This is a genomic window from Aeromonas veronii bv. veronii, from assembly GCF_000820225.1.
Lineage (GTDB): Bacteria > Pseudomonadota > Gammaproteobacteria > Enterobacterales > Aeromonadaceae > Aeromonas > Aeromonas veronii.
The window spans coordinates 113,607-139,876 of record NZ_CDDK01000007.1; the positions used below are offsets into that span (position 1 = coordinate 113,607).

Below are 26,270 nucleotides of genomic sequence, written 5' to 3' on the forward strand. Positions count from 1 at the left end.
GGTTTATTCGCTCTCAGCTGCGGGCGAGGCGGTTTTCCGGGTAGTTCTTGGCCAGCACTTCGCGGGCATGCTTGGCCAGCTGCGGCATCTTCAGAGAGTCGTAAGACTCGACCATGATCTCCAATGCCTTCTCGGTTTCGGCTGTGTCGGGGTAGGTTTCGACAATCAGCTTGGCCCGGTTGGCGGCCGCGACCAGTGCATCACGCTTCACGTAATACTCGGCCACGCTCAGGTCATATCGGGCCAGACGATTCTTTAGGCCAATCATGCGAGCGCGGGCATCGGCGGCATAGACGCTGTTGGGGTAGTTCTGCAACAGGGTCTTGAAGTCCTGGAATGCCTGACGGGCATAAGCAGGGTCTTTGTCGTCCCGATCGATACCGAACAGGCTCTGGAAGAAATTGTAATCCGCCGCCATGTTGGTCAGGCCGCGCATATAGAAGACGTAATCGATATTTTTATGCGCCGGATTGAGGCGGATAAAACGGTCGATATTGGCGATCGCCTGAGCGGTATCATCCTGCTTGTAGTAGGCATAGATGAGGTCAAGCTGCACCTGGTTGGAGTAGGCGCCGAACGGGTAGCGAGAGTCCAAAGCCTCAAGCAATTCAGTGGCTTGCACGTAATTGCCAACGTCCAGTTTGAGGCGTGCTTTCTGGTACAGGGTCTCCGGCGGTTCGTCGGGTACCTTGGGTTTGGTGCTGGAACAGCCTGTGATCAAGGTAGCGACCAAGGCGAGCGACATCAGCAGGTGAGACTTCTTTCCCATCAACAACATCCGGTCCATTTCCACGAAATTGGCAAAGTATCCGTTATGCTTGGCTAAAAGAAAAGCTAGAATACCCGGATTATTTCGAATTGATACCCCCCGCTCAAGAGACCATACATGAGCCAGCATATTGAACTGACAGGCGAATTCCAGGATCACCAATTCGGGCAGCGACTCGACCAGGCCCTGGCCGAATTGTTTCCAGACTACTCCCGCACCCGCATCAAGGAGTGGATTTTACAGGACAGAGTGACCCTGGACGGTCAGGTTGCCAACACCCCGCGCGAGAAGATTCTGGCCGGGCAACAGGTGCATGTGAATGTCGAGCTGGAAGATGATACTCGCTGGGATGCCCAGGATATCGAGCTCAACATCGTTTATGAAGATGAACACATTCTGGTGATCGACAAACCGGCCGGACTGGTGGTTCACCCGGGCGCAGGTACGCCGGATGGCACCATCCTCAACGCCCTGCTGCACCGCTACCCCGGCATTGCCGAGGTACCCCGTGCCGGTATCGTGCACCGTCTGGATAAAGACACCACAGGTTTGATGGTGGTTGCCAAAACCGTACCCGCCCAGACCCATCTGGTGGAAGCGTTGCAGGCGCGCCAGATCACCCGTGAGTACGAAGCAATCGCCATCGGTCACATGACCGCAGGTGGCACCGTCGATGCGCCCATCGGCCGTCACCCGACCCAGCGTACCCATATGGCCGTGGTGCCCAATGGTCGTCCTTCCGTGACCCACTACCGGGTTCACGAGAAGTTCCGTGGCCACACCCGTCTGCGTCTGCGTCTGGAGACCGGCCGTACCCACCAGATCCGTGTCCACATGGCCCACATCAAGCACCCGCTGGTGGGTGATCCCGCTTACGGTGGCCGTCTGCGCCCGCTGCGCAACGCGACCCCCGAGCTGACCCAGGCACTGCGTAACTTCAACCGTCAGGCGCTGCATGCCACCATGCTGCAACTGGCTCACCCCATCACGGGGGAAGTGATGCAGTGGCACTCAGCTACACCGCAAGACATGGTGGAGCTGATGGAAGTGCTGCGCGCGGATACCCTCGCCAATCCGGACGATCTGGTCTGGAACTGATGTGATAGGGCCTGCTGCGTCGGTTTCTGGCGTCATCCGGCCCGAATAGATGCCAATCGGGGTTCCCTTACAGGAGCCCCGTTTTTATATCGGTGAATTGAAGGAGTCACAGATGAAATGGATCGAACCCGACTGGCCAGCCCCGGCGTGTGTCAGGGCGTTGTCGACCACCCGGGATGGCGGCGTCAGTGAAGGGGTCTTTGCCGGTCTCAATCTGGGCGCCCACGTGGGTGACGAACCGGCGCGAGTCGAGGCCAATCGGGCGCGGCTGCAGCAGGCGGCCGCCATCCCGGGGCCCCTTAACTGGCTCAATCAGGTGCACGGCACCGTGGTTCATCAGGTCAACAGCCATTATCAGCAGGCACCGGATGCTGATGCCGCCTGCGCCCATGAGGCGGATCAGGCCTGCATCGTGATGACTGCTGACTGTCTGCCGGTGTTGTTTTGCGATCGGGCGGGTACCGTGGTCGCAGCGGCCCACGCAGGTTGGCGTGGACTGAAAGAGGGTGTGCTGGAGGCGAGCATCGCCGCCATGGGCTGCGAGCCGGGCGAGGTCCTGGCCTGGATGGGCCCGGCCATCGGCCCTACAGCATTTGAAGTGGGTGGCGAGGTGCGCGAGGCCTTTATGGCTGAGCAGGCTGAAGCAGAAGCGGCGTTCGTGCCTTCGTCCAACGACGGCAAATGGTTGGCGGATATCTACCAGCTGGCGCGGTTGCGCCTCGCCCGTGCCGGCGTTACCGCCGTCTATGGCGGCGAATACTGCACCTTCAGCGATAGCGAGCAGTTTTACTCCTATCGTCGCGACGGCCAGACTGGCCGGATGGCCTCCCTCATCTGGCTGGCGTCCTGATGAAGCTCCCCGCCCTGCATCTGGCAAGGGCGGGGATCCTGCTCTCGCCCCGTCTTGCAGAAAAAATAACCAGCATCGCCCCTTGAAATAGCCCGTACGGGCCTCATCTTTCATCTCAGAAAGTTATGTTGTTTGCCGCGCAAGCGGCGTCTGCCTGTTTGAAGGGGGAGTGCAATGCGCCTCGATCGCCTTACCAGCAAATTCCAGATTGCTATTTCCGATGCCCAGTCTCTTGCGCTGGGTCGTGACCACCAATTCATCGAACCCGTTCACCTGATGACCGCGCTGGTCAATCAGGATGGCGGCTCCATCCGTCCGTTGCTCACCCTGACCGGGATGGATATCAATGCCCTGCGCTCCCGTCTCGGTGAGGAGCTGGATCGCCTGCCGCGCGTCAGCGGTGTGGAAGGGGACGTGCAGCTCTCCAACGGCCTCGGCCGCCTGCTCAACGTCTGCGACAAACTGGCCCAGCAGCGCAAGGATCAGTTCATCTCCTCCGAGCTGTTCGTGCTGGCTGCCCTCGACGACAAAGGTACGCTGGGCGAGCTGTTGCGCGCTCAGGGGCTGACCAAGGAAAAACTCGAAGCGGCCATCGACAAGGTGCGTGGCGGCAAGAAGGTGGAGGATGCCAACGCCGAGGAGAACCGTCAGGCGCTGGAGAAGTACACCATCGATCTGACCGAGCGGGCCGAAATCGGCAAGCTCGACCCGGTGATCGGCCGCGATGACGAGATCCGCCGTACCATTCAGGTGCTGCAACGCCGTACCAAGAACAACCCTGTGCTGATCGGTGCTCCCGGTGTCGGTAAAACCGCCATCGTCGAGGGGCTGGCCCAGCGCATCATCAACGGCGAAGTGCCGGAAGGGCTCAAGAACAAGCGGGTGCTGTCGCTGGACATGGGGGCGCTGGTGGCCGGTGCCAAGTATCGCGGCGAGTTTGAAGAGCGGCTCAAGGCTGTACTGACCGATCTCGCCAAGGAGGAGGGCAACGTCATCCTCTTTATCGATGAGCTGCACACCATGGTCGGCGCCGGCAAGGGCGAGGGGGCCATGGATGCGGGCAACATGCTGAAACCTGCGCTGGCCCGTGGCGACCTGCACTGCGTCGGCGCCACCACCCTGGATGAGTACCGTCAGTACATCGAGAAGGATGCCGCGCTGGAGCGTCGCTTCCAGAAGGTGCTGGTGGAAGAGCCGAGCGTGGAGGACACCATCGCCATCCTGCGCGGCCTGAAAGAGCGTTACGAGCTGCACCACCATGTGCAGATCACCGACCCCGCCATCGTGGCGGCGGCCCAGCTGTCCCACCGCTATATCGCGGATCGCCAGTTGCCGGACAAGGCCATCGACCTTATCGACGAGGCGGCGGCCAGCATCCGGCTGCAGATCGACTCCAAGCCCGAGGCGCTCGATCGCCTCGAGCGGCGCATCATCCAGCTCAAGCTGGAGCAGCAGGCGCTGATGAAGGAGGACGATGACGCCAGCCGCAAACGGCTGGAGCTGATCAATCAGGAGATTGGCGAGAAGGATCGGGAATACAACGAGCTGGACGAGGTATGGAAGGCCGAGAAGGCCGCCCTTGCCGGCACCCAGCATATCAAGGCTGCGCTGGAGCAGGCCCGTCAGGATCTTGATGTGGCGCGCCGCGCAGGCGACCTGGGTCGGATGTCCGAGCTGCAATATGGCCGCATTCCAGAGCTGGAGAAACAGCTGGATCTCGCCACCCAGGCGGAGATGCAGGAGACCAGCCTGCTGCGCAACCGCGTCACCGATGTGGAGATTGCAGACGTGCTGGCCCGCTGGACAGGTATTCCGGTCGCCCGCATGCTGGAAGGGGAGCGCGACAAGCTGCTGCGGATGGAAGATCAGCTGCACAGCCGGGTGATTGGTCAGGAGGAGGCGGTCGATGCGGTTTCCAACGCCATTCGTCGCTCCCGTGCCGGTCTCTCCGATCCGAATCGCCCCATCGGCTCCTTCCTGTTCCTGGGGCCCACCGGGGTGGGTAAGACCGAGCTGTGCAAGGCGCTGGCCGAGTTCCTGTTCGATACCCAGGATGCCATGGTGCGGATCGATATGTCCGAGTTCATGGAGAAACACAGCGTGGCCCGTCTGGTGGGGGCGCCTCCCGGATACGTGGGTTATGAAGAGGGGGGTTATCTGACCGAGGCGGTGCGCCGTCGTCCCTACTCGGTGATCCTGCTGGACGAGGTGGAGAAGGCGCATCCCGATGTGTTCAACATCCTGTTGCAGGTGCTTGATGATGGCCGCCTGACCGATGGTCAGGGTCGGACCGTCGATTTCCGCAACTCGGTGGTGATCATGACCTCCAACCTCGGGTCGGATCTGATTCAGGAGCACCACTCCGAGAAGGATTACGACGAGATGAAGGCCATGCTGATGGATGTGCTGACCCGCAGTTTCCGGCCGGAGTTTATCAACCGGATCGACGAGACGGTGGTGTTCCATCCGCTTGGCGAGGAACACATCAAGTCCATCGCCCGCATCCAGCTCAAGAGCCTGATGGGCCGTCTCGAGGCTCAGGGCTACGAGGTGGAGGTGAGCGAAGCGCTGCTCGAGAAGCTGGTGCATGCCGGGTTCGACCCCGTCTACGGGGCGCGGCCTCTCAAACGGGCGATCCAGCAGAAGGTGGAGAACCCGCTGGCGCAGGCCCTGCTCTCCGGTCGCATCGTGCCGGGCAAAAAACTGGTGCTGGGGGCCGACAGCAACGGCCTGACCATGACCCAGTAACCGATCTCGTGTCGATGTTTGCAACGCCAGCCCGAGGGCTGGCGTTGTCATATCTGGTGGCGGGGATTCGGGCGCAAAAAAAAACGGCAATCCGAAGATTGCCGGGAGGAATGTAGTGACGCGACCTGACGTGGGTTGAGCGGGCCGCAGGGGCAAGCCCCCGATTGCGAAGCGCGGCCACTGCTGGCCTCGCTTCTTACAGCCTGCCGGGGATGCGCTCGCTCAACCCCGACGGCCACCTGCCTGTTGCCATGCCGGCTGCGATGGCGCCGGCATGGCCTTCATTCGTTACAGCATGCCTTGCACGGCAGCTTTCATCTCGGCTGGCCAGACGCCGACCTGTACCTGCCCGATATGCTCTTTTTGCAGCAGCAACATGGCCAGACGGGATTGGCCGATGCCGCCGCCGATGGTCTGCGGCATCCGTGCGGCCAGCAGATCCTGATGCCAGTCGTACTGCAGGCGATCCTCGTCGCCTGTGATAGCCAGCTGGCGGCGCAGCGCCTCGGCGTCGACCCGGATCCCCATGGAGGAGATCTCGAAGCTGTCCTTCAGTACCGGGTTCCACACCAGAATGTCACCGTTCAGGCCCGCCAGACCCAGCTCGCTGTGGCTGCTCCAGTCGTCGTAGTCCGGGGCGCGCACATCGTGGCGCTCGCCGTGGGAGAGGGCACCGCCGATGCCGATCAGGAACACTGCCCCCAGCTCTTTGGCGATGGCACGCTCGCGCCCCTTGGCATCGAGGTCCGGGTAACGGGCCAGCAACTCTTCGCTGTGCAGGAACTGGATCTCGGCCGGCAGGAAGGGGGTCAACTCATGCTCGGCACAGACCGCGCGCTCGGTGGCCTTGATGGCGGCCCAGATGCCGCGCACGGTTTCTTGCAGATAGGCCAGATCGCGGCGCTCGCTCGGCATCACCTTCTCCCAGTCCCACTGATCCACGTAGACGGAGTGGATGGGGGTGAGCTTGTCTTCATCCGGACGCAGCGCCTTCATGTGGGTGTAGATCCCTTCGCCCGGGCCGAAGCCGAAGCGACCCAGGGTCTGGCGCTTCCATTTGGCCAATGAATGGACCACTTCGTAGCTGTGCTCCGGCAGGGTCTTCACTTTGACCTGCACTGCATTCTCGTGGCCAGAGAGGTTGTCCTGAGTACCATCACCGACCCGGCTCAGAATGGGGGCTTGCACCTCCATCAGACCCAGTTGCTGGGCGAGTTGGCGGGAGAACATCTCTTTGACGAAGCTGATCTGCTGTTGGCTGCGAATGTAGTGCTGTTTCATGCTGAATTCCTGTTTCAAACCCCGTTGGATGTGGTGATTCTTCAACGGAATGCCAACTAAATTCAATATTCGATAATAGAAATAGGCTTTGTGTGTTTTTTTCCTCAAAATAAGCCGTCATTTAATGAGGTATCGTCAACGGGAGTGCAAAAAAATGCCGGAAAATTACCGAATCGATAATCTCGATCAGGCCATCCTCACCGCTCTGATGGAGAATGCGCGGATCCCTTACGCCGAACTTGCGAAACAACTGGCGGTCAGCCCGGGCACCATCCATGTGCGGGTGGAGAAGATGAAACAGGCGGGGATCATCGAGGGGACACGGGTGCAGGTTAACCCCAAGAAGCTGGGTTACGACGTCTGCTGCTTTATCGGGATCAATCTGAAGAGTGCCAAGGATTACCCCTCTGCGCTGGCCAAGCTGCAGGCGCTGGACGAAGTGGTGGAAGCCTACTACACCACGGGCCACTACAGCATCTTCATGAAGGTGATGACCCGCTCCATCGACGAGCTGCAGATAGTGCTGATCAACAAGATCCAGACCATCGACGAGATCCAGTCCACTGAAACCCTGATTTCACTGCAAAACCCTATCCTGCGGGATGTGAAACCCTGACCCCTTGATCAGGGTTCGATATAGGGGATGGCGTACTTGTCGTAGAGGGCCTTGAGGCTGCCGTTGCGCTTCATGCGCAGCAGTTCGGCATCGTAGGCCGCCATCAGGGCGGGGGTCTGTGCATCCGCTCGTGCGCGGGCCCAGGTGTTGAAGTAGGGGCTGCTCTTGAGCGGTTTGGGCAGGTAATCGATCTTTCCCGTCAGCCCCTCTTCCTTGATCTGGGTGAAGGCGGTGACCAGCGGCATGGGCACGGTATCGATCCGTCCGGCCAGCAGTTTGCGCAGTTGCAGCTGGTTCATGGTGATCTCCTGAAACTGATAGGCCGGGTCGGTCATGGCCGCTGCCAGTTCAGGGGTGTAGGAGAAATCCTTGGTCACGCCGATGCGCCAGGGTTTGAGATCGGCCAGCGTCTCGTAACGGATCTTCATCAGGTCCGCCTTGCGCACGAAGAAGTGCCAGCTGTGGCGAAGATGGGCCTGTTGGGGATAGATGAGATAACTCTCCCGCTCTGCCTTGTAGGAGTGGGTCATCACCAGATCGCAGGCGCCGGTTTCGGCATTGCGGGTGAGGCGGGCGCCGGAGTCGATTAGTTCGATTCGGACAGGGATCCCCAGCTTGCCAAAGATGGCGGTGACTATGTCGATATCAAGGCCACGGTGCTGCTGATTGGCATCGAGAAATTTGAGTGGGTGTTCCATGGTGCCGCAGACTACCAGCTCTTTGGCGGGCAATCCGAGTGGAAACAGCAACCAAAACAGGGGGATCACACGCAAACTACGTCTCCTGAGCCCGTTTGAAGATATTCCAAGACCTGATTCCAGTATATTGGATGGCACCTGATCCGTTAGAAGCGACTGTTTATGGCAAATCCTGAAATCGAGAGCCCGCTAGACGGGATCGACAAGTTGACCGTCTCGCTCTACCGCCTTGGCTTGAGTGCGGCAGCCCTGTTGCTGCTTTGCCGCGGTGCGGTGCTGCTGAGCGGGATGGCACTGCTCCCGTCGGCACAATGGTTGATGTCGCTGGCAGTGGCAAGCGCAATCTGCGGCTTCTCGCTGCATATCTACGACAAGCGGATTCGCCTGATTCTGCAGGGATTTGGGTGGGGCGCGTTGGCCATGGCAGCGGTGGGGGCGCCGGATGCGCTGGTGCTGGGAGCTGCGTTGGCGACCCTCTCCGGGCTGGCGTTCAAGGAGCAGTTTTGCTTCGCCATTCCCGGCATCAAGCTGGTGCCCATTTTGTTGCCGGCGTTATGGCTGCTGGAGTGGTTGCGGGTGGAGTGGGCCGCCGCACTGGTGGCGCTGGTCTGCGGCGCCCTGTTGACCTTGCTGGCGCTGGCCAAGTGGCGGATGCCCCTGCACTTCGATATCGGTGACAAGGGGCGTTACCAGATCTAGGTCTGCTGGCACACCTTCATCTGCTGGTTGAGGGCCTGCATCACCTGACGGCGGCTGATGATGCCGATCACCTTGCCCTGTTGCAGCACCGGGTAGATCTTGGGCTTGGCGTCGGCCATCTGGCGAGCCAGATCCAGAATGCTCTCATCCGGCCCGACCGAGAGGGGCGAACGGTTCATCAGATCCTCCACCCGGGTGCGGGTATCGCAGTGGTAGCTGCCGGTGAGCAGGCTGGGGATGCAATCTTGTTCGGAGAGAAAGCCGATCAGCCGTTTCTGCTCATCCAGCACCGGCAGGCCGCCAAGACCCGATTGATGCAGGCGATCCAGCGCCTCGGCCAGGCCGAGTCCGGCAGTGAGGGAGTGGGTCAGGCGACCCATGTGGTGGTGTACTTTCAGCATGGTGGTGACTCCGCAAGAGGGGGATGCCGCCACTATGACGCGGGCGGGTGGCCCGCGACCAATGGCTTGTGCCGCAGGGATTGATAGGCACAAGCCATCGGCGGTGATCCGCTGGTAGGCGGGCTTCGTTCATGCAAGACCATGAAAGGGAAAGGAGATCGTATGCGTGCATTGGTTACAGGCTGCGGCCGTCGACTCGGATTTTATCTCTGTGAACAGCTGGTGACGGCGGGTTGGCAGGTGACGGGCAGTTATCGCAGCGAGCGGCCGGAGCTGGCCACGCTGGCGGCACTGGGGGTCGAGCTGGTGCTGGCGGATTTTGGTCGGGAAGAGGACGTTGGCAAGCTGATCGATGTGCTGGAGACCCATCAGGATCTGACGCTGGTGATCCACAACGCCTCGGCCTTCGAGCCGCAGGCAACTGAGCCGGCGGCGCAACTGGCCCAGTTCGAGCAGTTCTACCGGGTGCACATGGCGGCCCCCTTCCAGCTAAACCGGGCGCTGGCCCCCCAGCTGGCCAGCAATCCCAACGCCAGCATCATTCACATCACCGATATCTATATTCATGCCCCGGCCCCCCGTTTTGCCAGCTATGTGGCCACCAAGGCGGGAGCCCATTCGCTAGCCATGAGCTTTGCCCGGGAGCTGGCGCCTGCGGTTCGGGTCAACACCATAGAGCCGGGGCCGATCCTGTTTCTCGACGAGCATGACGAGGCATGGCGCCAGCAGGTGTTGGCGAAAACACCGCTGGCGCGGGAGGGGGGACTTGAGCCCATCTGGCAGGCGGTGCAGTTACTGATGGGGAACAGTTATATGACGGGGGCCAGCATCAAGGTAGATGGCGGGCGGGCGCTGGCCACTCTCTGAAGATTTGCCAAGCACCAGCGGCTCCAGCCCGACCTGCCGGGTCAGCAAGCCTTTGCCGGGTTTGAGCTTGCCCGACGGGGCGGGGAGCGTCACTTGCAGCGCCACCTTGGGGTCATGCACCTCGCCATGGCCGTAGAGCTCGGCCAGCAGCTCCGCCAGATAGGAATCGACCTCTGCCGAGGCAAAGTCACCGCTCCTGTCGCTGGCCAGAATATCGATGTCGAGCGGTCGATCGTGCACCTTGCAGAGCGGATCGCTGCGATCCCGGCCGTGAGCTACCTCGAGGGCGACAAAGTGCTGCTTGAGGCGGGCGGCATCGAGCGGGCTCTCCACTACCAGCAGGCAGTTGAGAAAGTCGTGGCTGGAGTGCATTCCCACCGGCTTGGTGCGGATCACCGAACTCAGCCGCAGGGGGCCGACGTTCGCAAACAGCTCAGCCAGCGCGCGGCTGACATGAATATGCGGGTCAATATTGGAACCAATGCTACACAGATAGAACATGCTCACCTTCCCGGGGTTGGGCTCATCTGAAATGTATACGCAGCTCACGGTTATCGGATTAACTATGGCTTAACATTGTCTTATCTATTGTGATCCGGCACTGATTGGCAGAAAGGAGGTTTGCATGAGTGTGGAGCTGAAATGGGCGCTGTTGACCGCCTCGGGCGCGCTGGCGATGATCATGATTATCTGTCTGGCCTCTGTCGCGTTGGCGTGAATCACCACAATCCAGATAATACAAACCGGCCTGTTGGCCGGTTTTGTTTTTTGGGGCGGTGCGGCTATGCTGGCGCACCGGTGAGAATGCAAGAGAAGAGATGATGACCAAGGTTCGCCCACGCTCCCTGCTGCAGGTGGTATTGATGGGATTTGTGCTGGTATTGATGCCGCTGGGCGGCATGATCTGGCACAACAGTACCTCCCTTGCCCACCTCAGTCAGCTCACCAGCGACGAGATGGAGCGGGCGGTCAAGGATACCCGCCGCGCTACCCTGCTGACGGCGCAAGCCATCGATATCGAACGCACCTTGCGTCGCTTCGCGGTGCTGGGGGATCGCCGCAGTCTCACCAGCTACCAGCAGCAACTCGATGGTTATCGGGTGTTGTTGGCGGAACACCGCAACTCCATCACCGATGGCCAGCTCTATAGCGGGCTCGATCAGGGGCTGGCCTGGCTCGACAGCCTGCAGGATGCTGCGCTGGCCCGGGCGGCGGCAGCGGGGGACAAGCTTGAGCAATTCAACGATGCCAACAAGCAGCTCGAAATAGTCACCCGCAGCCGGGTTGACGAACACATGGATCGGGTGCAGCTCACCATCGCCGGACTGACCAGCGAGCTCTGGTGGGTGAGTGGAGCGGTGGCGGCGCTCAGCCTGCTGATGGTCTTTATCTTCACCTACCTCATCATCCACCCGGTACGACAGATTGAGTCGCGCATCTTGAGCCTGGGTGCCGGGGTCGAACCCGATCCCAAGCCGGTTGACGGCCCTGCCGAGCTGGTATTGCTGGGGGAGCGGATCGTCTGGCTGCACGACAAACTCAAGGAGCTGGAGCTGCAGAAATACCAGTTCCTGCGTCATGTTTCCCACGAGCTCAAGACCCCGCTGGCGGTGCTGCGGGAAGGGACGGATCTGCTCTGCGAGCAGCTGGTCGGGCCTTTGACGCCGGATCAGCTGGAGATCTGTCAGATGCTCGACGAGAACAGTCGGCGTTTGCAGACCCTGATCGAGCGGCTGCTCGACTTCAACCGGCTCAGTCAGCAGGAGGCCTTCGAACTGGAGCCCGTCCCCCTGCTGCCGATGTTGTCGGAACTTTCTGCCGAGTACCGGCTGGCATTGGAGTCCAAGCAGATCCGTGTACACTTGCCGACCGTGCCGGTTACCCTGTGGGCGGAGCCCTACCGGCTACGACTGATCCTCGATAACCTCTTCTCCAACGCCGTCAGTTACGGCGCCAGCGGGGGCAATATCTGGATCAGGGCAGGGCAGGATGAACAGATAAGCTGGCTGGAAGTGGCCAACGAGGGACCCAAGATCCCCGTGGCCGATCAGCAACGCATTTTTGAACCCTTCGAGCAGGGCAGCACAGTGCGGCAAGGTCTCTTGAAAGGCTCGGGCATGGGCCTCTCCATCGCCCGCGAGTCTGCCAACAGCCTGGGGGGGGAACTGGTTCTGGTAGAGGATGAACAGGCTGATGTCTGTTTCAGGTTGACGTTGAAATGAGGACTATGAAGATACAACGCGTATTTCCAGCTCTGATGGCAGGGCTGCTCGCGGGTTGCTCCTTGCTGCCGCAACAGGCAGAGCGGGAGTCCTCCGATATCGCTTTTGCCAAGCGGATGGAGTTTGCCAACAAGGAGATGCAGGTGCGTCTGCAATACTCCGACTGGCTGCTGGCCAGTCACCCCCAGCAACGGGTGCAGGAGCGTCAGCGTCTGAAAGGGGCCGACGATCTGGAGAGTCGGGTCAGTCTGGCGATGGTGGACTCCCACCCCGCCGAATCGGTGGCCAATCGCACCGCCGGTCTGGCGCGCCTGAAGCAGATGTTGCCCGAGCTGGGTCTCGATGCGCAGGCCTTTTTGCGCAGCTGGATCGCCCTCGGCGAGCAGCTGCTGGCTCGCGACAGCCGTCGCGATGACCAGAGTCAGGAGATCCAGCGGCTGCGCCGCCAGATCGAGCAGCTGACCGCCATCGACGACCAGCTCAACCAGCGCAAGCTGAACGAGAATCGTGAGGTAATACCATGAGCCGGATCCTGTTGGTGGATGACGACGTCAGCCTGCTCAAACTGATGAGCATGCGGCTGCGCAGTCAGGGTTATGAAGTGGATACCGCCGACAGCGCGGAAGGAGCCCTCGACCGGTTGCGTCAGCAACGGGCCGATCTGGTGCTGAGCGATCTGCGAATGGCCGGTATGGACGGTCTGGCGCTGTTCGAGCGGATCCAGGCTCAGTGGCTGGGTTTGCCGGTGATCATCATGACCGCCCACGGCACCATCCCGGACGCCATTCAGGCGACCCGCTCCGGCGTCTTCAGCTTCCTGACCAAACCCATCAACAAGGATGAGCTGTTCGCCACCATCGAACATGCGCTGAGTCTGACGCGGCCGAAACAGCAGCAGGAGTGGCAGTCGCTGATCCTGACCCGTAATCCCCAGCTGGAGCAGCTGCTGATCCAGGCGCACAGCATTGCGACCATGGAGGTGCCGGTGCTGATCATGGGGCCGTCAGGCTCCGGCAAGGGGGCGATGGCGCAGGCGCTGCACCAGGCTAGCCAGCGGCGCGACAAGCCGCTCCATACCATCAACTGTGCCGCCATTCCGTGGGCGTCACTCGACTTGCAGCTGTTTGGTGAAGATGGCCAGTCCGGGCTGTTCGAGCAGGCCAAGGGGGCGACCCTGTTTCTCGACGAGATTGGTAGCCTCTCCGAATCCCTGCAGGCCAAGCTGCTGCAGGTGATGGAGGAGTATGGTCAGGGCACGCCGGAGGTGCGGGTGCTCAGCTCCAGCCATCAGGATCTGGTCAAGGCGATGGAGGAGGGGCGCTTTCGGGAAGATCTCTTCTACCGTCTCAACGTCGCCAATATCACCTTGCCGTCTCTCAGTGCCCGCAGCGAGGATATCCCCCTGCTGGCCCGACAGGCGCTCGACGATTACCGTAGCCGCCACAGCGACTGCGCCGCCATGGGTTTTTCGCCCGAGTCGCTGGCGATGCTGGCGGCTGCTGCCTGGCCCGGCAACGTGCGCCAGCTCTGCAACGTGGTGGAGCAGCTCGCCAGCCTCTGTTGCAGCCCGGTGATCGGGGTCTCCATGGTGGAGTCCGCCCTGAGCGGCGGTGGCGGTGGCATCCCCTCGTTCAACGAGGCGCGGGCCGAATTCGAGAAGGAGTATCTGATCCGTTTGCTGCGCACCACCGAGGGCAACGTGACCCTGGCGGCCAACATGGCGGGCAGAAACCGTACCGATTTTTACAAGTTATTGAATCGGCACGGTATCGAAGCTGCAAACTTCAAATCGAAGGGATAAATCAGGCGGGATCAACCACCGCCGGAGCGGCATCGGCTTTTTGAGTTTTATGGGAGAGCCAGAGGCCGCTCGCCTTCATCAGGTAACCGAACAAGGCGCCAATGATGAGGGAGGGCAGGATCAACCGCCACTCGCCAGCCGCCCCGAAGGTGGCACAGCAACCGGCAAAGGTGCCGGGAATGTAGCCGAGCCACTGCTGCTTGGCCTGTACGCACATCAGGGTGGCGACTACCCCCGTCATCACATAACCCGCCACGCCCGCCCCCCACAGGCTGTCGCCATGGATCAGCAGCAGTGCCCACAGCATGCCGCTGGTGTTGCAGAAGATGGTCTGCAGCAGTGCCTTGTAGCCGCCGCTTGACGCGAAATAGCTGGTGCAGCCGAGAAAGCCGACCCAGGAGATAAGGCCGAACGCGACGGCAATCCAGCCCCAGACGGCGGAGAGAATTCCAGTGGTGATGGCGATGGCGATCAGTGGGCTCATGGGGCGACTCTTCAGTTGGCTTCGCAAAGTGGGCAGCCTACCCCCGGCAATCGGGGCGGCAAGCGGGGGCCGAATTGTGTGTGATCTTCATCACCCTTTTCAACTCAGGAATACGCTTGCGCTCGCGAAAAAAATTCATTGGTGACCGGCCTGACAGTCGGCCATAGTTAGAGGCCCTGTCCTGCTCATGGAGTGAGTCTGATGGCGCCAAATGTGATCGTTCCCCTGCTGGTGTTCGTAGTCCTGTTTCTGGTCGGCACCATGGCCAAGGCACTGCCCCTGCACCACATGATGTAAATTTGTGTGAAATAAAAATCTGCCGGGGCGGGTCTTATCCATACTGCCTCACTCAGCCCCGGGAGTTTTTCATGTTGATCAAGCGTCGTACCGCCCACCCCCTCACCGAACAGGATGTCACCCCGGAAGCCGTTTATCAGGACCGCCGCCTTATTCTCAAAGGGCTGGGTCTGGGCGCAGCCACCCTGGCGTTTCCCACTCAGGCCGGTGTACTCGATCTGCTGCGCGGTAAAGAGGATGCTCCCCAATTAGCCACCAAACCGCTCAACAGCAAGCCTGCTGAGCGCCCGGCCAATCTGGTGCTGACACCGGAAGAGAAGGCCACCAGTTACAACAACTTCTATGAGCTCGGTACCGACAAGTCCGACCCGGCTCGCAACGGCCATTACCTCAAGCCCGAACCCTGGACCCTCAAGGTGGAGGGGGAGGTGGCCAAGCCTTTTACACTCGATGTGTGGGATCTCATCAACAAGAGCGAGCTGGAGGAGCGGATCTACCGGCTGCGCTGCGTCGAAGCCTGGTCCATGGTGCTGCCCTGGAATGGCATCTCGCTGGCGGAGATCATCCGCCGTGCCGAGCCCACCAGTCGTGCCAAGTTTGTCGCCTTCGAAACCTTGTTTGATCCGAAACAGCTGCCGGGTCAGGCCTCCAGTCTGGGGGGCGGCATCGAGTATCCCTATGTGGAGGGGTTGCGTATCGACGAGGCGATGCACCCTCTCTCTTTCCTTGCGATGGGGCTCTATGGCAAGACCCTGCCCGCCCAGAATGGCGCGCCGATCCGCTTGGTAGTGCCGTGGAAGTACGGCTTCAAGAGCATCAAGAGCATCGTCTCGATCCGGCTGGTAGAGGAGATGCCGCCGACCACCTGGAACCTGCTGGCACCCAACGAATATGGCTTCTACGCCAACGTCAACCCGCAGGTGGATCACCCGCGCTGGAGTCAGGCCAGCGAGCGTTTCATCGGCGAGGGCGGAGTGTTTGGCGCCAAGCGTCAGCCGACCCTGATGTTCAACGGCTATGGTGACGAAGTCGCCTCGCTCTATCAGGGGATGGATCTGCGCCAATGGTACTGAGATTGAAACCGGCCCATATCAGCGGCTTGCGGGCGCTGGTGCATCTGGGCTCCTTGGGTTTCCTGCTCTGGCTGGTTTTTGCCATTCCGGCAGGTCTGCTGGGGGGCGATCCGGTGCCCGAGCTTATCCACTACCTCGGCAAGGGGGCGCTCAACCTGCTGCTGCTCACCCTGCTGGTGTCGCCGCTGGCCAAGCGCTGGCGGCAGGGGCAGCTCATCAAGCTGCGCCGCCCCCTCGGGCTCTGGTGTTTTGCCTGGGCGCTGCTCCACTTTATGGCGTGGCTGGGGCTGGATCTGCAGTTTGACTGGGGGCTGATTGGCGGCGAATTGGTCAAGCGCAGCTACATAGTGGTGGGGATGGTGGCACTGCTGCTGCTGGGCGCCCTCAGCATCACCTCGTTGCCCGCATTGCAGCGCAGAATGGGCGCAGCATGGCAGAAGCTGCACAACTGGGTCTATGCCATCGCCCTGCTGGTGCCGGTGCACTACTGGTGGTCGCTCAAGAGCGGTTGGGGGGAGCCCCTCATCTACCTGCTGCTGGCCTGCGCCCTGCTCTGGCCGAGGAAAGATAAGCTGCTGCGCCCCTGGCGGGGACGCTGGAATGCAAAAGAGGCCTAATCGGCCTCTTGTTGTTTGATCTCGCCAGTGTAGGCATCGACGATGAGATGCACCTTCTGATCCTGGCGATTGAGGGTTTTGACCTCGAATTTGTCCCCTTCCAGCTCCACTTCCCGAATGTCGTGATACCCTTGCGCCAGCAGGAGTTTGACCAGCCCGGCCATGTCGAGACGGCTCTGGGCCGCCCAGCTTGTGGCACTCAACAGGCAAAGGATCAGCAGGAAACTGCGCGGGATCATATTCATTCCGGATTCATGGCTGGCAGACTATAAACGCCATTATGTTAGGTATTTGGAGATGAATCATCCATGAATAGAGCGCTCCCTCTGCTTGGGTTATTGCTGCCGTTGCTGGCACAGGCGGTCACGCCTGATGAAGCCATGCTGCAGCAAGCTGTCCATGAGGGACGGGTTCGGCCCTTCCATGAAATGATGGAGGTGGCGGCCAGATTGCCGGTGCGGGTGTTGCGGGTGGATCTGGGGGAAGAGGATGGTATCTGGCTCTATGAACTGCGAGTCATCGATCGGGAAAACAGCGTGATCAAGGTAGCCTATCGGGCCGACAACCTTGAGCTGGTGTGGGCCAAGGGCCACCATCTGGAGCGGCTGTTCGAACCGCCAAAGCCTCCGGTCGAAGATGAGGAATAACCCCTGTGTGGAAGCCTGTTCATGCGAATTCTGATTGTTGAAGACGAAAAAATTCTGGCTGGCCAGCTGGCCGAACAGCTGCGCCTCTCCGGCTTTGTCACCGACCTCTGCCACGATGGCAACGAGGCCGGTTTCCTCGGTGAGACTGAACCCTATGACGCCATCATTCTCGACCTCGGCCTGCCGGGGCGCGATGGCCTGAGCGTGCTGAAGGAGTGGCGCAGCAAGGGGATCGATACCCCTGTGCTGGTGCTGACCGCCCGTGGTCAGCTGCACGAGAAGATCGAAGGGCTCAACGCCGGTGCCGATGACTACCTCACCAAGCCGTTCCAGGTGGCCGAGCTGGTGGCGCGGGTCCATGCGCTGGTGCGCCGGGCGGCAGGCAATGCCAGCTCCATTCTGGAGATCGGCGGGGTGCGCCTCGACATGGCGGCATCGCAGGTGTGGTACGAAGGAACCCCCATCAAGCTGACCGCCCACGAGTTCCGGGTGCTGGGTTACCTGATGCAGCATCGGGGCAAGGTGGTGTCGCGCAGCGAGCTGATCGACCACATCTATGCTCAGGATTTTGACCGTGACTCCAACACCGTGGAGGTGTTCATCGGCCGGATCCGCAAGAAAACCAACCCCGATCTGATTGAGACAGTGCGCGGCCTCGGGTACCGGATCAACGAATGAGGCTGGTCAGAACCCTGCGGGGGCGACTGGTCGCCATCGCGCTGGTCTGGTGCGGGCTGTTTCTGTTCGCCACCGGTTTCAGTCTGCAGACCATGATGCGCAACTACTGGCAGGAGGCGGAGGCCGACGGTTTGCGCCTGCAGCTCTATGATCTGCTCTCTCGGCTGGAAGTGGCCAAAACCGGCCTGCCGGTGGTCACCGGCTCCCTCTCCGATCCTCGTTTCAATCAACCCTACTCCGGCTACTACTGGCAGCTGGAGTTGGGCCGCGATGTGGTGGGGCGCTCCCGTTCCCTGTGGGATACCAATCTGAAGAGCGACGGCCTCAAGTCGGCGTTTGGCGATCCTGACCTCTTCGTCGGCAAGGGGCCCAACAAGGAGCCGCTGCTGATCATGACCCGCACCGTACTGCTGCCAGGTTCTGATAGGGTCTTCACTCTGGTGATGGCCAAGGACAGCAGCGCCCTGACCCAGACCCTCAACAAGACCCGGATCAGCCTGTTCCTCGGCCTCGGCTTTGCCGCCGCCGGTCTGGTGCTCGGCTTCATGTTCCAGATCGTCTACGGCTTGCGGCCGCTGCACCTGCTGCGCCGCGAATTGGGGCGGGTTCACGAGGGTCATCAGGAGGGATTCCGGCTGCGCTATCCGCTGGAGATCCAGCCGCTGGTGGAGGATATCAACCGGCTGCTGCACCACTACGGCGAGCTGCTGCAGCGTGCGCGATCCCACACCGGCAATCTGGCCCACGCCCTCAAGACGCCGCTCAGCATCATGCGCAATCAGGTGGCTCAATTGCCGCCGGAGGATCAGGCCGCCATCGGCGAGCAGCTCGACCAGATCCAGCGCCATATCGATTACCACCTCGGCAAGGCGCGGGTGACCGGCGCAGCCAAGATCCTCGGGGTCTCGACTCCGGTGCGGGCGCGGGTGGAGTATATCTGCCGCGCCTTCTCCCGCCTCTATCCGGGCAAGACGGTGGATCTGCAAGTGCCCGCCAATCTGGCGGTCGGGGTGGAGGAGCAGGATTTCGACGAGATGGTGGGCAATTTGCTGGAGAACGCCTTCAAGTGGTCAGCCAGCGAGCTGCGCATCTCCAGCGCCGAGCTGGGTGGCTGGATCACCTTGCGTATCGAGGATGACGGCCCCGGCATGAGCGAAGATCAGATCGCCAAGGCGGTGCTGCGCGGGGTGCGGCTCGACGAGAAGGTGCCGGGCTCGGGCCTGGGTCTCAACATCGTCTCCGATCTGGCGGAAGCCTATCGGGGCAGTTTCATCATGGGCCGCGCCGAACTGGGCGGTCTGGCCGCCTCCCTCTCGTTGCCCAAGGTGGCAAGAGTCGAGAGCTAGGCATAACATATGGCATTTGTTTTAGCCTGAGGAAGAGAAGCATGACCGACGATCCGTGGGCACTGTGTCACCTTGACGATTCGTTTGATGCCTCTGTGCTGGGGGTCAAGGGCGCCCAGATCCAGTGGTTTGAAGACAGGGATGGCCTGATCGCGTTCCTTCTGGAAGATTTTGTCGACCTGCTGGCCGATGTGGGCGAGCTGGACGAGGAGCAGACCGAGCAGGCGCGCGAGCGCTTCACCCTGCTGGTGGAGCAGAGCTTCGACGATCGCACCCTGATGGATTCCATCAACGATCTCGCCTCCGGCCTGCGTCGCATCGCCTGGTTGGGGCCGCTCTCGGAGCTGGCCGAGATCAGCGACGAGTTTGCCTCCGGCCTGCGCCGCTATTTCTGGAGCCAGTACGACGGGGACGAAGATGACCCGGACGCATGGGTGCCGGAAGAGCTGTGGCCGCAGCTGGTTGAGTGCGCGCAGGAGTATATGGAGGAAGGGGAGTTCTAAACCCGTCCCGACCATGCCTGAGCTTTGGCAGGCAGATAAAGAAACGGCGCCTTGATGGCGCCGTTTTTATTGGGTGGCAATAGCCTTAGCCGTTGGCCGGTACCGCGTGGGCGGTGTTGGCCAGCACCGAGCCTGTGTACTTTTCGATCTGCAGCTGGGCCATGTGGCCGCAGTTGCCCTGTGCCAGACTGGACGAGCCTTCGTCGAAGGTGAGGCAGTTGACGTTGCCGTTCTTGCAGATGCTACCCACTTCGCCCGGCTTGGCCGGGTCGTACCAGGCCCCTTCGCAGATCCGTACCACCCCCTGACGCACATCCTCGGAGAGCAGGGCGCCCACCAGGATCTGGCCGCGCTCGTTGAAGGCGCGCACCAGATCCCCCTGGGCGATGCCACGAGCCTTGGCATCCAGCGGATGGATCATGATCGCCTCGCGGTCGGCGATGGCGAACTTGTCCCGTAGCGGGGTGTTGTCGAGCTGGGAGTGCAGCCGCTGGGTCGGGTGGGAGGTGTTGAGCGACAGCGGATAGCGCGCCGCCACCTCGCTCTTCACCCACTCCTTGGGCTCATACCACTTGGGATGGCCGGCGCAGTCGGCGTAACCCATCCCCGCCACCGTGTTGGAGAAGATCTCGATCTTGCCGGACGGGGTACCGAGCGGGTTGAGCAGCGGGTTCTCGCGAAAATCGGCGTGACGGATCCACTGGCGGTTGGCCTCGGGGATCGGGAAGCGGATGTAGTTGTTGGACTCCCAGAACATGTTGAACGGCGGCAGCGCCACGCGGGCACCACGGGCCTGCGCCGCCATGCCGTCGTACATCTGCTTGAGCCACCGCATCTCGTCCTTCCCTTCGGTGTACTGCTCCTGCACGCCCAGCTTGGCGGCGATGGCGCTGAAGATATCGAAGTCGTTGCGGGACTCGTGCTGGGGCGGCACGCACTGGTGCATCGGGAACACATAGCGCTGGGAGTAGTCGCCACCCATCTCCAGATCGTTGCGCTCGTAGCTGGTGGTGACCGGCAGCACGATATCGGCGTGCTTGGCAGTCGCCGTCCAGTAGGGCTCGTGCACGATCACGGTCTGCGGCTTGCGCCACGCCTGCAGCAGGTTGTTGGTGTCCTGATGGTGGTGGAAGGGGTTGCCACCCGCCACGTAGACCAGCTTGATGTCCGGATAGGTCACCTTGCGGCCGTTGAAGTCGATTGTCTTGCCCGGGTTGGCGAGGCAGTCGGCGATGCGGGCCACCGGGATCGGAGCCGGGCTGTTCTTCGGTGCGTTGCCGGCGGAGATACCAGCCAGAATGCCACCCTTGGCGGTGGGGCTGCCACCGGAGGAGTAGTGGTAGCTGAAGCCGTAGCCGCCGCCCGGCAGGCCGATCTGGCCCAGCATGGAGGCCAGAGTGACCAGCATCCAGTTCGGCTGTTCGCCGTGCTGCTGACGCTGCATGCCCCAACCGGCCATGATCATGGTGCGCTTGGCGGCCATGTCGAGAGCCAGCTGGCGGATCACCTTGGCATCGACGCCGCAGACGGTGCTCGCCCATTCGGCGCTCTTCGGTTGGCCGTCATCCTTGCCGAGCAGGTAGTTCAGGAACTTGTCGAAGCCGACGGTGTAGCGATCGAGGAAGGCCTGATCGTGCTTCTTCTCGCTGTAGAGGGTGTGAGCCACACCCAGCATCATGGCCACATCGGTGTAGGCGTTCGGGGCAATCCACTCGGCGCCGACCAGCTTGGCGGTCTCGTTGTAGATGGGGTCGATGCTGATGACGCTGGTGCCCTTCTCTTTCAGCGCCATGAAACCGGCCTGACCTTCGTGGTCCGGTATGTTCCAGCTGTTCTTCAGGGTGACCTGGGCGTTGACCCCCCACAGCACCACCAGTTCGGCGTTCTCCACCACGTTGGGCCAGGCGGTCTGCTGCTCGTACACCTCGATGGAGCCCATCACATGGGACATGATCACCTGAGCCGCACCGGTGGAGTAGTCACCGGCATAACCGGTGAAGCCGCCGGAGAGGTTCATCAGGCGGTGCAGCAGGGTGCGGCTGTTGTGGAACATGCCAACGCTTTTCCAGCCGTAGGAGCCGGCGTGGATCGCCTGCGGGCCAAAGTCACTCTGCACTCGCTGGATTTCACCGGCCACCAGTTCGATCGCCTTGTCCCAGCTCACTCGTACCCACTCGTCGGCACCGCGCAGCTCAGGCTTGGCGCCCGGGCCGTGCTCCAGCCAGCTCTTGCGCACCATGGGGTACTTGATGCGGTTCTTGGCATGCACCTGGAACGGCGCCATATCGATGAGATCGTTTGGCGCCGGATCATCGGCCACCGGCTGGACGCGCACCATGCGGCCATCTTCGACGATCGCCTCGAAAGCACCCCAGTGGGCGCCGGTCAGAATGCCCTTCTGGGCGGGCACCAGGGTCGGGAACTGACTCAATGCGGTGCTGATGGCTTGTGCCAGCGCACTCTTGGGAAAAATGCCGCCGAGCAGGGGCAGGGCTGCGCAGGCGCCGAGCCCCTTGAGCAGGTTGCGGCGGGACAGATTGGTCTTCTTGTCATTGAAAAAAGTCATAACGGTTATCCTCTGTGCCAGCCTTAGTGGGCCGCGCTCATGTCACTGGCGTGTTTCTGGACATACTGGGTCAACATGCGAGCCTGTTCCGGGGTCAGGGAGGTACGAGATTCCATCCCCTTGATGACGCCGATCCACTGGTTGGCATTGAAGTGATCCAGTGCGGTGAGGCCGTGGCAGCCGGTACAGTTGTTGGACATCAGGGTGGAGGCGTATTGCCACAGCTTGCCCTGATCGCCGATGAGCTGGCTCTGGTCGACCCAGGCGGTCAGCTTGACCTGATGCCAGGTGAGGTTGGTGGCGCTGTCGGTTTCGCTCTGGCCGGTGACCAGCGCTTTCTTGGCGGCATCGCCGACCAGTACGCTGAGGATCCGTTTGCCCGGTGCGGCGTAGAATACTTCGCTCACACCATCCTGTTGCCAGCCTTCGATCTGCACCTTGGCGCGGCCGTTTTCGTTGGCCAGCACTTCCACCTTGGTCGAAGGCATCAGGGTACCTTCGTCAGTCTTGGCGGCAGCATCGAGGAACAGCGGGGTGGTGGCGATGGCGTAACGGGTGGTGACATTGGCCGGGGTCTGGGCCGCAGCCTGCGCCAGCTCGCTGGCACCGGCGGCTGCCAGGCCGCTCATGTCAGGCATGATGTGGGCGACACCGCGGTGGCAGTCGATACAGGTCTGGCCTTCCTTGATGGCGACCGGGTGCTCGGCACGGGCATTGGGGCGCTGTGCCAGAATGTCCATCGCCTCGTAGCTGTGGCAGCTGCGGCAGGTGGCGGAGTCGTTGGCTTTCAGCTCGTCCCAGACGGACTGGGCCATCCGCAGCTTGTGGGCTTCATACTTTTCCGGGGTATCGAGCGTGCCGATCGCCTCGTGATAGATATCCTTCACGGCGCGGATCTTGGTCCACAGGTAGGAGGTGGGGTCGCCCGGGATGTGGCAGTCGGCGCACTCGGCGCGGATCCCCTTGGTGTTCTGGAAGTGGACACTGCCCTGATACTCGGCGAGCGGAGTCTGCATGGAGTGGCAGGAGACGCAGAATTCGGTGGAGCTGGTCTTGTGCAGCACGGTCACGGTGACACCCAGTGCCGCGACACCCAGCAGGGCCCCGAGCAGCAGGAGCCAGAACCAGGTTTTTCTTATCAGTTTTCCAATCATGGCGGCGTTTTCCTACGGTCAATAATTACCTACATAGTACTAGTCCAATAGTAGTAGTAATGATAGGGATAAGGCGTTGACCTCCATCATGGTTTATATTTTTGATTGTTGTCACATTTTGTCTTTTGTTTTGTTATTGATTTAATTGTCGAATTAAATTCAGTTGTTTTCTGTTTTATCTATTTGTGCACTTTCCGCGACAGCTGTTAGCCCCCTCGCAAAACCCCACAAGATTCGCTGATATAGTGAGCAGTGAGCCTCAACGGAGTGTCGCTGATGAGCCCTTTCTCACTGCTGTGTGTCGCCGCCAACGTGCAACTGCTGGCCGAATTCGAACAGGAGCTGGCGCCGCTGCTCGGCCATTTCACGCTGGTGGTGGTGGTCGGTCAGGGGTCGGCGGAGCTGGCCTTGGACGAGCTGGATCGCAAGGGGCAGTCACCCGCCGTGGTGGTGTGTGACAGCGAGCTGGGGGATGGGCGAGGGGCCGATTTTCTGATCCGCCTCGGCAGCCGTCACGAGGCGTGCCGCAAGATCCTGCTGGGCAGCCAGCCGGAGATGAAATCGATCATCGAGGCGGTCAATCTCGGTCGCCTCGACTACTACCTGCAACGCCCCTGGCGCGATGGTAGCCTGCGCCGGGCGGTGATCGAGCAGGCGAGCCACTTTGTATTGCAGCGTCCCGAGGCGGATCTGCTGAGCTATGCCGCCGTGCTCGACAACCAGAAGCTGCTGCGAGCCCACGTCGATCGCCAGTTGGCAGCCTATCGGCAGGGCTTTATGGATTACACCCACTGCAGCGATGAAGAGCTGTCGCGGGTGGTGATCGACGGCCTCTACCAGTTTTTCGAGGGCAATGACGAGGAGCGGGTCTGCCGCCACTACAGCCCGGGCCATGTGCTGACCCGCGAGGGGGAGCCCAACAGCTTCCTCTGGTTTATCGCCAAGGGGGAGGTGGTGCTGCGCAAGCGGGACGAGCAGGGGATCGATCAGGAGGTGGTGCACTATCGCACCGGTGCGCTGGTGGGGGGCATGTCCTTCGTGACCGGCGAGCCCGCCTTTACCACCGGGGTGACCCTGACCGGCGCCGAGGTGATCAAGCTCGACAAGCAGCAGTTCTCCCGGGTCATGGAGGCGCGTAGCGAGCTGCTCCCCTCCTTTACCAACCTGCTGCTGCGCCACTTCAACCGCCGCCTGCAAAACAGCATTCGCACCGAGATGCGGTTGCAGCAGACCCTCAACTCCCTCGATGCTGCCCATGCCCAACTGGTGGAGAGCGAGAAGATGGCGATGCTGGGTCAGCTGGTGGCCGGTGTCGCCCACGAGCTCAACAATCCGGTGGCAGCCATTATCCGTGGCAGCGAGACCCTGCGCGCTGCCATCCCCGATCTGGTCAATCTCGAGCTGCCACCCGCCATCAAGGGGCTGGGTAATCAGACCCTCTGTCAGGCGCTGACCGCCCAGCCGGTCTCAACCAGCGAGATCCGTGACAAGACCCGGCAGGCGGAGGGGCGCTTTGGCGATCGCCAGCAGGCGCGGCTGGCGGTGCAGATGAATCTGGATGACGAGCTGAACTGGCAGCGCTGGTTTGCCGGTCGCACCACTGCCGAGCGGGAGGCGCTGCTCTCCCGGCTGGAGCTGTTCCAGCAGACCGGCAGCTTCCTGCGCAATATCGAGGTGTGTGCCCGCCGCATCGGCGATCTGGTCAAGAGCCTCAAGCAGTATGCCCGGCAGGACAGGGACGAGCCCTCGCTGGTGGACCTGCACGAGGGGTTGGAAGATACCCTGATGATTTTCGAAAACCGCCTCAAGCATCATGAGCTCTGCAAGGAGTACCAGCCGTTGCCGCTGGTGCGCTGTCACCCCATCGCCCTGCAACAGGTGTGGACCAACCTGATCGCCAACAGTCTGGATGCCATGAGCGGCCCGGGGCGGCTCACCATTCGCACCGGATTGCTGGATCCCGAGTGGGTCATGGTAGAGATCGAGGATAGCGGTTGCGGCATCGAGCCCGAGCTGTGGCAGCGGATCTTCGATCTCAACTTCACCACCAAGCGGGAGGGACATTTCGGCCTCGGGATTGGTCTGAGCGTCTCACTGCAGATAGTTCAGCAGCACCACGGCCGGATCGAGGTGGCCTCCGAGCCGGGCCGTTACACCCGGATGCGGGTCTGTCTGCCGCTGGATGGCATGGGGCAGGCCGGTTACGGGGGCGAACCTCATCACAACAAGGAGCATGCGGCCTGAGCCGTCGCCAGCATCAATCGCGCGGCGTGCCAAACCATGTCGCCAAGGAGGAGCAATGAACAAACACTATCTGATCCTGTGTGTGGACGATGAGCGGGAGGTGCTGGATGCGGTGATCCACGATCTCGCCCCGTTCCGTTCCCACTTCGAGCTGGAGGCTGCCGAGAGCGTCGATGAGGCGCGAGCGGTGGTGGAGGAGTGGGAGAGCGACGGCAACAAGCTGGCGCTGATCCTCTGTGACCACATCATGCCGGGAACCCTGGGGGTCGATTTTCTGGTGGAGCTGAACCGGCGAGCCACCACCCGCGCCAGCCGCAAATTGCTGCTGACCGGACAAGCGGGGCTGGAGGCCACCGTCGAAGCGGTCAATCGTGGCGGGTTGCACTACTACCTCGCCAAGCCGTGGAAGCTGGAGACCCTGCAAGAGGCGGTGCGCGAACAGCTGACCGACTACCTGCTGGCGGAAGATGGCGAAAATGCCTTCCACTATGCGCCGCTGCTCAATCAGGCGCGGCTGTTTGCCGCCATCCACGATCACCCGTTCGACGAGTAGGGGCAGTTGGGCTTTCGCGGTGGCAGTTGTATACTGTCTGCATATACAGTATTACTGG

General features: G+C 61.4%; 27 protein-coding genes. 18 read left to right on the top strand and 9 right to left on the bottom strand.

Annotated elements, in window-relative coordinates; translation table 11 throughout:
- Positions 1-13: 13 nt before the first annotated feature.
- A complete protein-coding gene (locus tag BN1139_RS03585; protein WP_005356331.1) occupies positions 14-769 on the bottom strand; it encodes an outer membrane protein assembly factor BamD in 756 nt (251 codons plus the stop codon).
- A gap of 117 nt (positions 770-886) precedes the next feature.
- Here BN1139_RS03585 and rluD point away from each other — a divergent pair, with 117 nt between their 5' ends.
- The 3 genes from rluD to clpB all read left to right on the top strand — a co-directional run bounded on the left by rluD (position 887) and on the right by clpB (position 5,465).
- Positions 887-1,867: a 23S rRNA pseudouridine(1911/1915/1917) synthase RluD gene (gene rluD / locus BN1139_RS03590; protein WP_005339771.1), complete on the top strand. Its 981-nt coding sequence runs from the start codon at positions 887-889 to the stop codon at positions 1,865-1,867.
- A 112-nt stretch (positions 1,868-1,979) separates the two neighbouring features.
- The gene (pgeF, locus tag BN1139_RS03595) at positions 1,980-2,717 is read left to right on the top strand and encodes a peptidoglycan editing factor PgeF (RefSeq protein WP_005356333.1); all 738 of its coding nucleotides are present in this window, start codon (positions 1,980-1,982) and stop codon (positions 2,715-2,717) included.
- 174 nt (positions 2,718-2,891) lie between these two features.
- A complete protein-coding gene (gene clpB, locus BN1139_RS03600) occupies positions 2,892-5,465 on the top strand; it encodes an ATP-dependent chaperone ClpB (RefSeq protein WP_005356335.1) in 2,574 nt (857 codons plus the stop codon).
- A 288-nt stretch (positions 5,466-5,753) separates the two neighbouring features.
- On the opposite strand, the gene asnA is transcribed toward clpB, so the two are convergent.
- The gene (gene asnA / locus BN1139_RS03605; protein WP_005356337.1) at positions 5,754-6,746 is read right to left on the bottom strand and encodes an aspartate--ammonia ligase; all 993 of its coding nucleotides are present in this window, start codon (positions 6,744-6,746) and stop codon (positions 5,754-5,756) included.
- A 154-nt stretch (positions 6,747-6,900) separates the two neighbouring features.
- On the opposite strand from asnA, the gene asnC reads away from it, so the two are divergent.
- Positions 6,901-7,362 (top strand): transcriptional regulator AsnC, encoded by a 462-nt coding sequence (gene asnC, locus BN1139_RS03610; protein WP_005339783.1) that lies wholly within the window; start codon positions 6,901-6,903, stop codon positions 7,360-7,362.
- Positions 7,363-7,370: 8 nt separating this feature from the next.
- On the opposite strand, the gene BN1139_RS03615 is transcribed toward asnC, so the two are convergent.
- Positions 7,371-8,135 (bottom strand): substrate-binding periplasmic protein, encoded by a 765-nt coding sequence (locus BN1139_RS03615; RefSeq protein WP_005356339.1) that lies wholly within the window; start codon positions 8,133-8,135, stop codon positions 7,371-7,373.
- Between the two features lie 87 nt (positions 8,136-8,222).
- Between BN1139_RS03615 and BN1139_RS03620 the strand changes: the two genes are divergently transcribed.
- A complete protein-coding gene (locus BN1139_RS03620) occupies positions 8,223-8,759 on the top strand; it encodes a DUF2301 domain-containing membrane protein (protein ID WP_005356340.1) in 537 nt (178 codons plus the stop codon).
- On the opposite strand, the gene BN1139_RS03625 is transcribed toward BN1139_RS03620, so the two are convergent.
- Entirely contained in the window at positions 8,756-9,160 is a 405-nt protein-coding gene (locus BN1139_RS03625) for a CBS domain-containing protein (protein ID WP_005356342.1), read from the bottom strand. The two genes, BN1139_RS03620 and BN1139_RS03625, sit on opposite strands and share 4 nt — an antisense overlap.
- A gap of 162 nt (positions 9,161-9,322) precedes the next feature.
- Between BN1139_RS03625 and BN1139_RS03630 the strand changes: the two genes are divergently transcribed.
- Positions 9,323-10,027, top strand: coding sequence for an SDR family oxidoreductase (locus tag BN1139_RS03630; RefSeq protein ID WP_005356344.1), 705 nt, complete (start codon positions 9,323-9,325; stop codon positions 10,025-10,027).
- Here BN1139_RS03630 and BN1139_RS03635 read toward each other — a convergent pair.
- Positions 9,953-10,528 carry a 2-amino-4-hydroxy-6-hydroxymethyldihydropteridine diphosphokinase gene (locus BN1139_RS03635; RefSeq protein WP_005356346.1) on the bottom strand — a complete coding sequence of 192 codons (576 nt, stop codon included), beginning with the start codon at positions 10,526-10,528 and terminating at the stop codon, positions 9,953-9,955. The genes BN1139_RS03630 and BN1139_RS03635 overlap by 75 nt on opposite strands.
- 124 nt (positions 10,529-10,652) lie before the next feature.
- Here BN1139_RS03635 and cydH point away from each other — a divergent pair, with 124 nt between their 5' ends.
- The 4 genes from cydH (at position 10,653) to BN1139_RS03650 (ending at position 14,050) form a co-directional block, all read left to right on the top strand.
- Entirely contained in the window at positions 10,653-10,745 is a 93-nt protein-coding gene (cydH, locus tag BN1139_RS21320) for a cytochrome bd-I oxidase subunit CydH (RefSeq protein ID WP_005339800.1), read from the top strand.
- A 103-nt stretch (positions 10,746-10,848) separates the two neighbouring features.
- A complete protein-coding gene (locus tag BN1139_RS03640) occupies positions 10,849-12,249 on the top strand; it encodes a sensor histidine kinase (protein ID WP_005339801.1) in 1,401 nt (466 codons plus the stop codon).
- Positions 12,246-12,773 (top strand): hypothetical protein, encoded by a 528-nt coding sequence (locus BN1139_RS03645; protein WP_005356347.1) that lies wholly within the window; start codon positions 12,246-12,248, stop codon positions 12,771-12,773. The genes BN1139_RS03640 and BN1139_RS03645 overlap by 4 nt, the downstream gene beginning before the upstream one ends.
- Positions 12,770-14,050, top strand: coding sequence for a sigma 54-interacting transcriptional regulator (locus tag BN1139_RS03650; protein WP_005339807.1), 1,281 nt, complete (start codon positions 12,770-12,772; stop codon positions 14,048-14,050). Before BN1139_RS03645 ends, BN1139_RS03650 begins: the two co-directional genes overlap by 4 nt.
- Before the next feature lies 1 nt (position 14,051).
- Here the strand turns inward: BN1139_RS03650 and BN1139_RS03655 are convergent, their stop codons facing one another.
- The gene (locus tag BN1139_RS03655; protein ID WP_005339809.1) at positions 14,052-14,534 is read right to left on the bottom strand and encodes a DUF1097 domain-containing protein; all 483 of its coding nucleotides are present in this window, start codon (positions 14,532-14,534) and stop codon (positions 14,052-14,054) included.
- Positions 14,535-14,902: 368 nt separating this feature from the next.
- On the opposite strand from BN1139_RS03655, the gene msrP reads away from it, so the two are divergent.
- The gene (msrP, locus tag BN1139_RS03660) at positions 14,903-15,904 is read left to right on the top strand and encodes a protein-methionine-sulfoxide reductase catalytic subunit MsrP (RefSeq protein WP_005356348.1); all 1,002 of its coding nucleotides are present in this window, start codon (positions 14,903-14,905) and stop codon (positions 15,902-15,904) included.
- Positions 15,895-16,521 carry a protein-methionine-sulfoxide reductase heme-binding subunit MsrQ gene (gene msrQ / locus BN1139_RS03665; RefSeq protein ID WP_005356349.1) on the top strand — a complete coding sequence of 209 codons (627 nt, stop codon included), beginning with the start codon at positions 15,895-15,897 and terminating at the stop codon, positions 16,519-16,521. Before msrP ends, msrQ begins: the two co-directional genes overlap by 10 nt.
- On the opposite strand, the gene BN1139_RS03670 is transcribed toward msrQ, so the two are convergent.
- Positions 16,518-16,766, bottom strand: a complete 249-nt coding sequence (locus BN1139_RS03670; protein WP_013724184.1) for a PepSY domain-containing protein — start codon at positions 16,764-16,766, stop codon at positions 16,518-16,520. The genes msrQ and BN1139_RS03670 overlap by 4 nt on opposite strands.
- Before the next feature lie 63 nt (positions 16,767-16,829).
- On the opposite strand from BN1139_RS03670, the gene BN1139_RS03675 reads away from it, so the two are divergent.
- Genes BN1139_RS03675 through BN1139_RS03690 form a run of 4 tightly spaced genes read left to right on the top strand, consistent with a single transcriptional unit; the run spans position 16,830 to position 19,695 of the window.
- Positions 16,830-17,168 carry a PepSY domain-containing protein gene (locus tag BN1139_RS03675; RefSeq protein WP_005356351.1) on the top strand — a complete coding sequence of 113 codons (339 nt, stop codon included), beginning with the start codon at positions 16,830-16,832 and terminating at the stop codon, positions 17,166-17,168.
- 21 nt (positions 17,169-17,189) lie between these two features.
- Positions 17,190-17,846 (top strand): AHA_4052 family stress response regulator transcription factor, encoded by a 657-nt coding sequence (locus BN1139_RS03680; RefSeq protein ID WP_005339826.1) that lies wholly within the window; start codon positions 17,190-17,192, stop codon positions 17,844-17,846.
- On the top strand, positions 17,843-19,192 hold the full coding sequence (locus BN1139_RS03685) for a sensor histidine kinase (RefSeq protein ID WP_005339828.1): 1,350 nt from the start codon (positions 17,843-17,845) through the stop codon (positions 19,190-19,192). Before BN1139_RS03680 ends, BN1139_RS03685 begins: the two co-directional genes overlap by 4 nt.
- A 41-nt stretch (positions 19,193-19,233) precedes the next feature.
- Positions 19,234-19,695 carry a hypothetical protein gene (locus tag BN1139_RS03690; RefSeq protein ID WP_005356353.1) on the top strand — a complete coding sequence of 154 codons (462 nt, stop codon included), beginning with the start codon at positions 19,234-19,236 and terminating at the stop codon, positions 19,693-19,695.
- Between the two features lie 85 nt (positions 19,696-19,780).
- Here BN1139_RS03690 and torA read toward each other — a convergent pair whose 3' ends face one another.
- Both torA and BN1139_RS03700 read right to left on the bottom strand, forming a co-directional pair.
- Positions 19,781-22,261: a trimethylamine-N-oxide reductase TorA gene (gene torA, locus BN1139_RS03695; protein WP_005356355.1), complete on the bottom strand. Its 2,481-nt coding sequence runs from the start codon at positions 22,259-22,261 to the stop codon at positions 19,781-19,783.
- A 23-nt stretch (positions 22,262-22,284) separates the two neighbouring features.
- On the bottom strand, positions 22,285-23,415 hold the full coding sequence (locus BN1139_RS03700) for a NapC/NirT family cytochrome c (RefSeq protein ID WP_005339847.1): 1,131 nt from the start codon (positions 23,413-23,415) through the stop codon (positions 22,285-22,287).
- Positions 23,416-23,691: 276 nt separating this feature from the next.
- Between BN1139_RS03700 and BN1139_RS03705 the strand changes: the two genes are divergently transcribed.
- Together BN1139_RS03705 and BN1139_RS03710 are read left to right on the top strand one after the other, a co-directional pair.
- Positions 23,692-25,659, top strand: coding sequence for an ATP-binding protein (locus tag BN1139_RS03705; RefSeq protein WP_013724183.1), 1,968 nt, complete (start codon positions 23,692-23,694; stop codon positions 25,657-25,659).
- Between the two features lie 55 nt (positions 25,660-25,714).
- The gene (locus tag BN1139_RS03710) at positions 25,715-26,212 is read left to right on the top strand and encodes a response regulator (protein WP_013724182.1); all 498 of its coding nucleotides are present in this window, start codon (positions 25,715-25,717) and stop codon (positions 26,210-26,212) included.
- Positions 26,213-26,270: the final 58 nt, after the last annotated feature.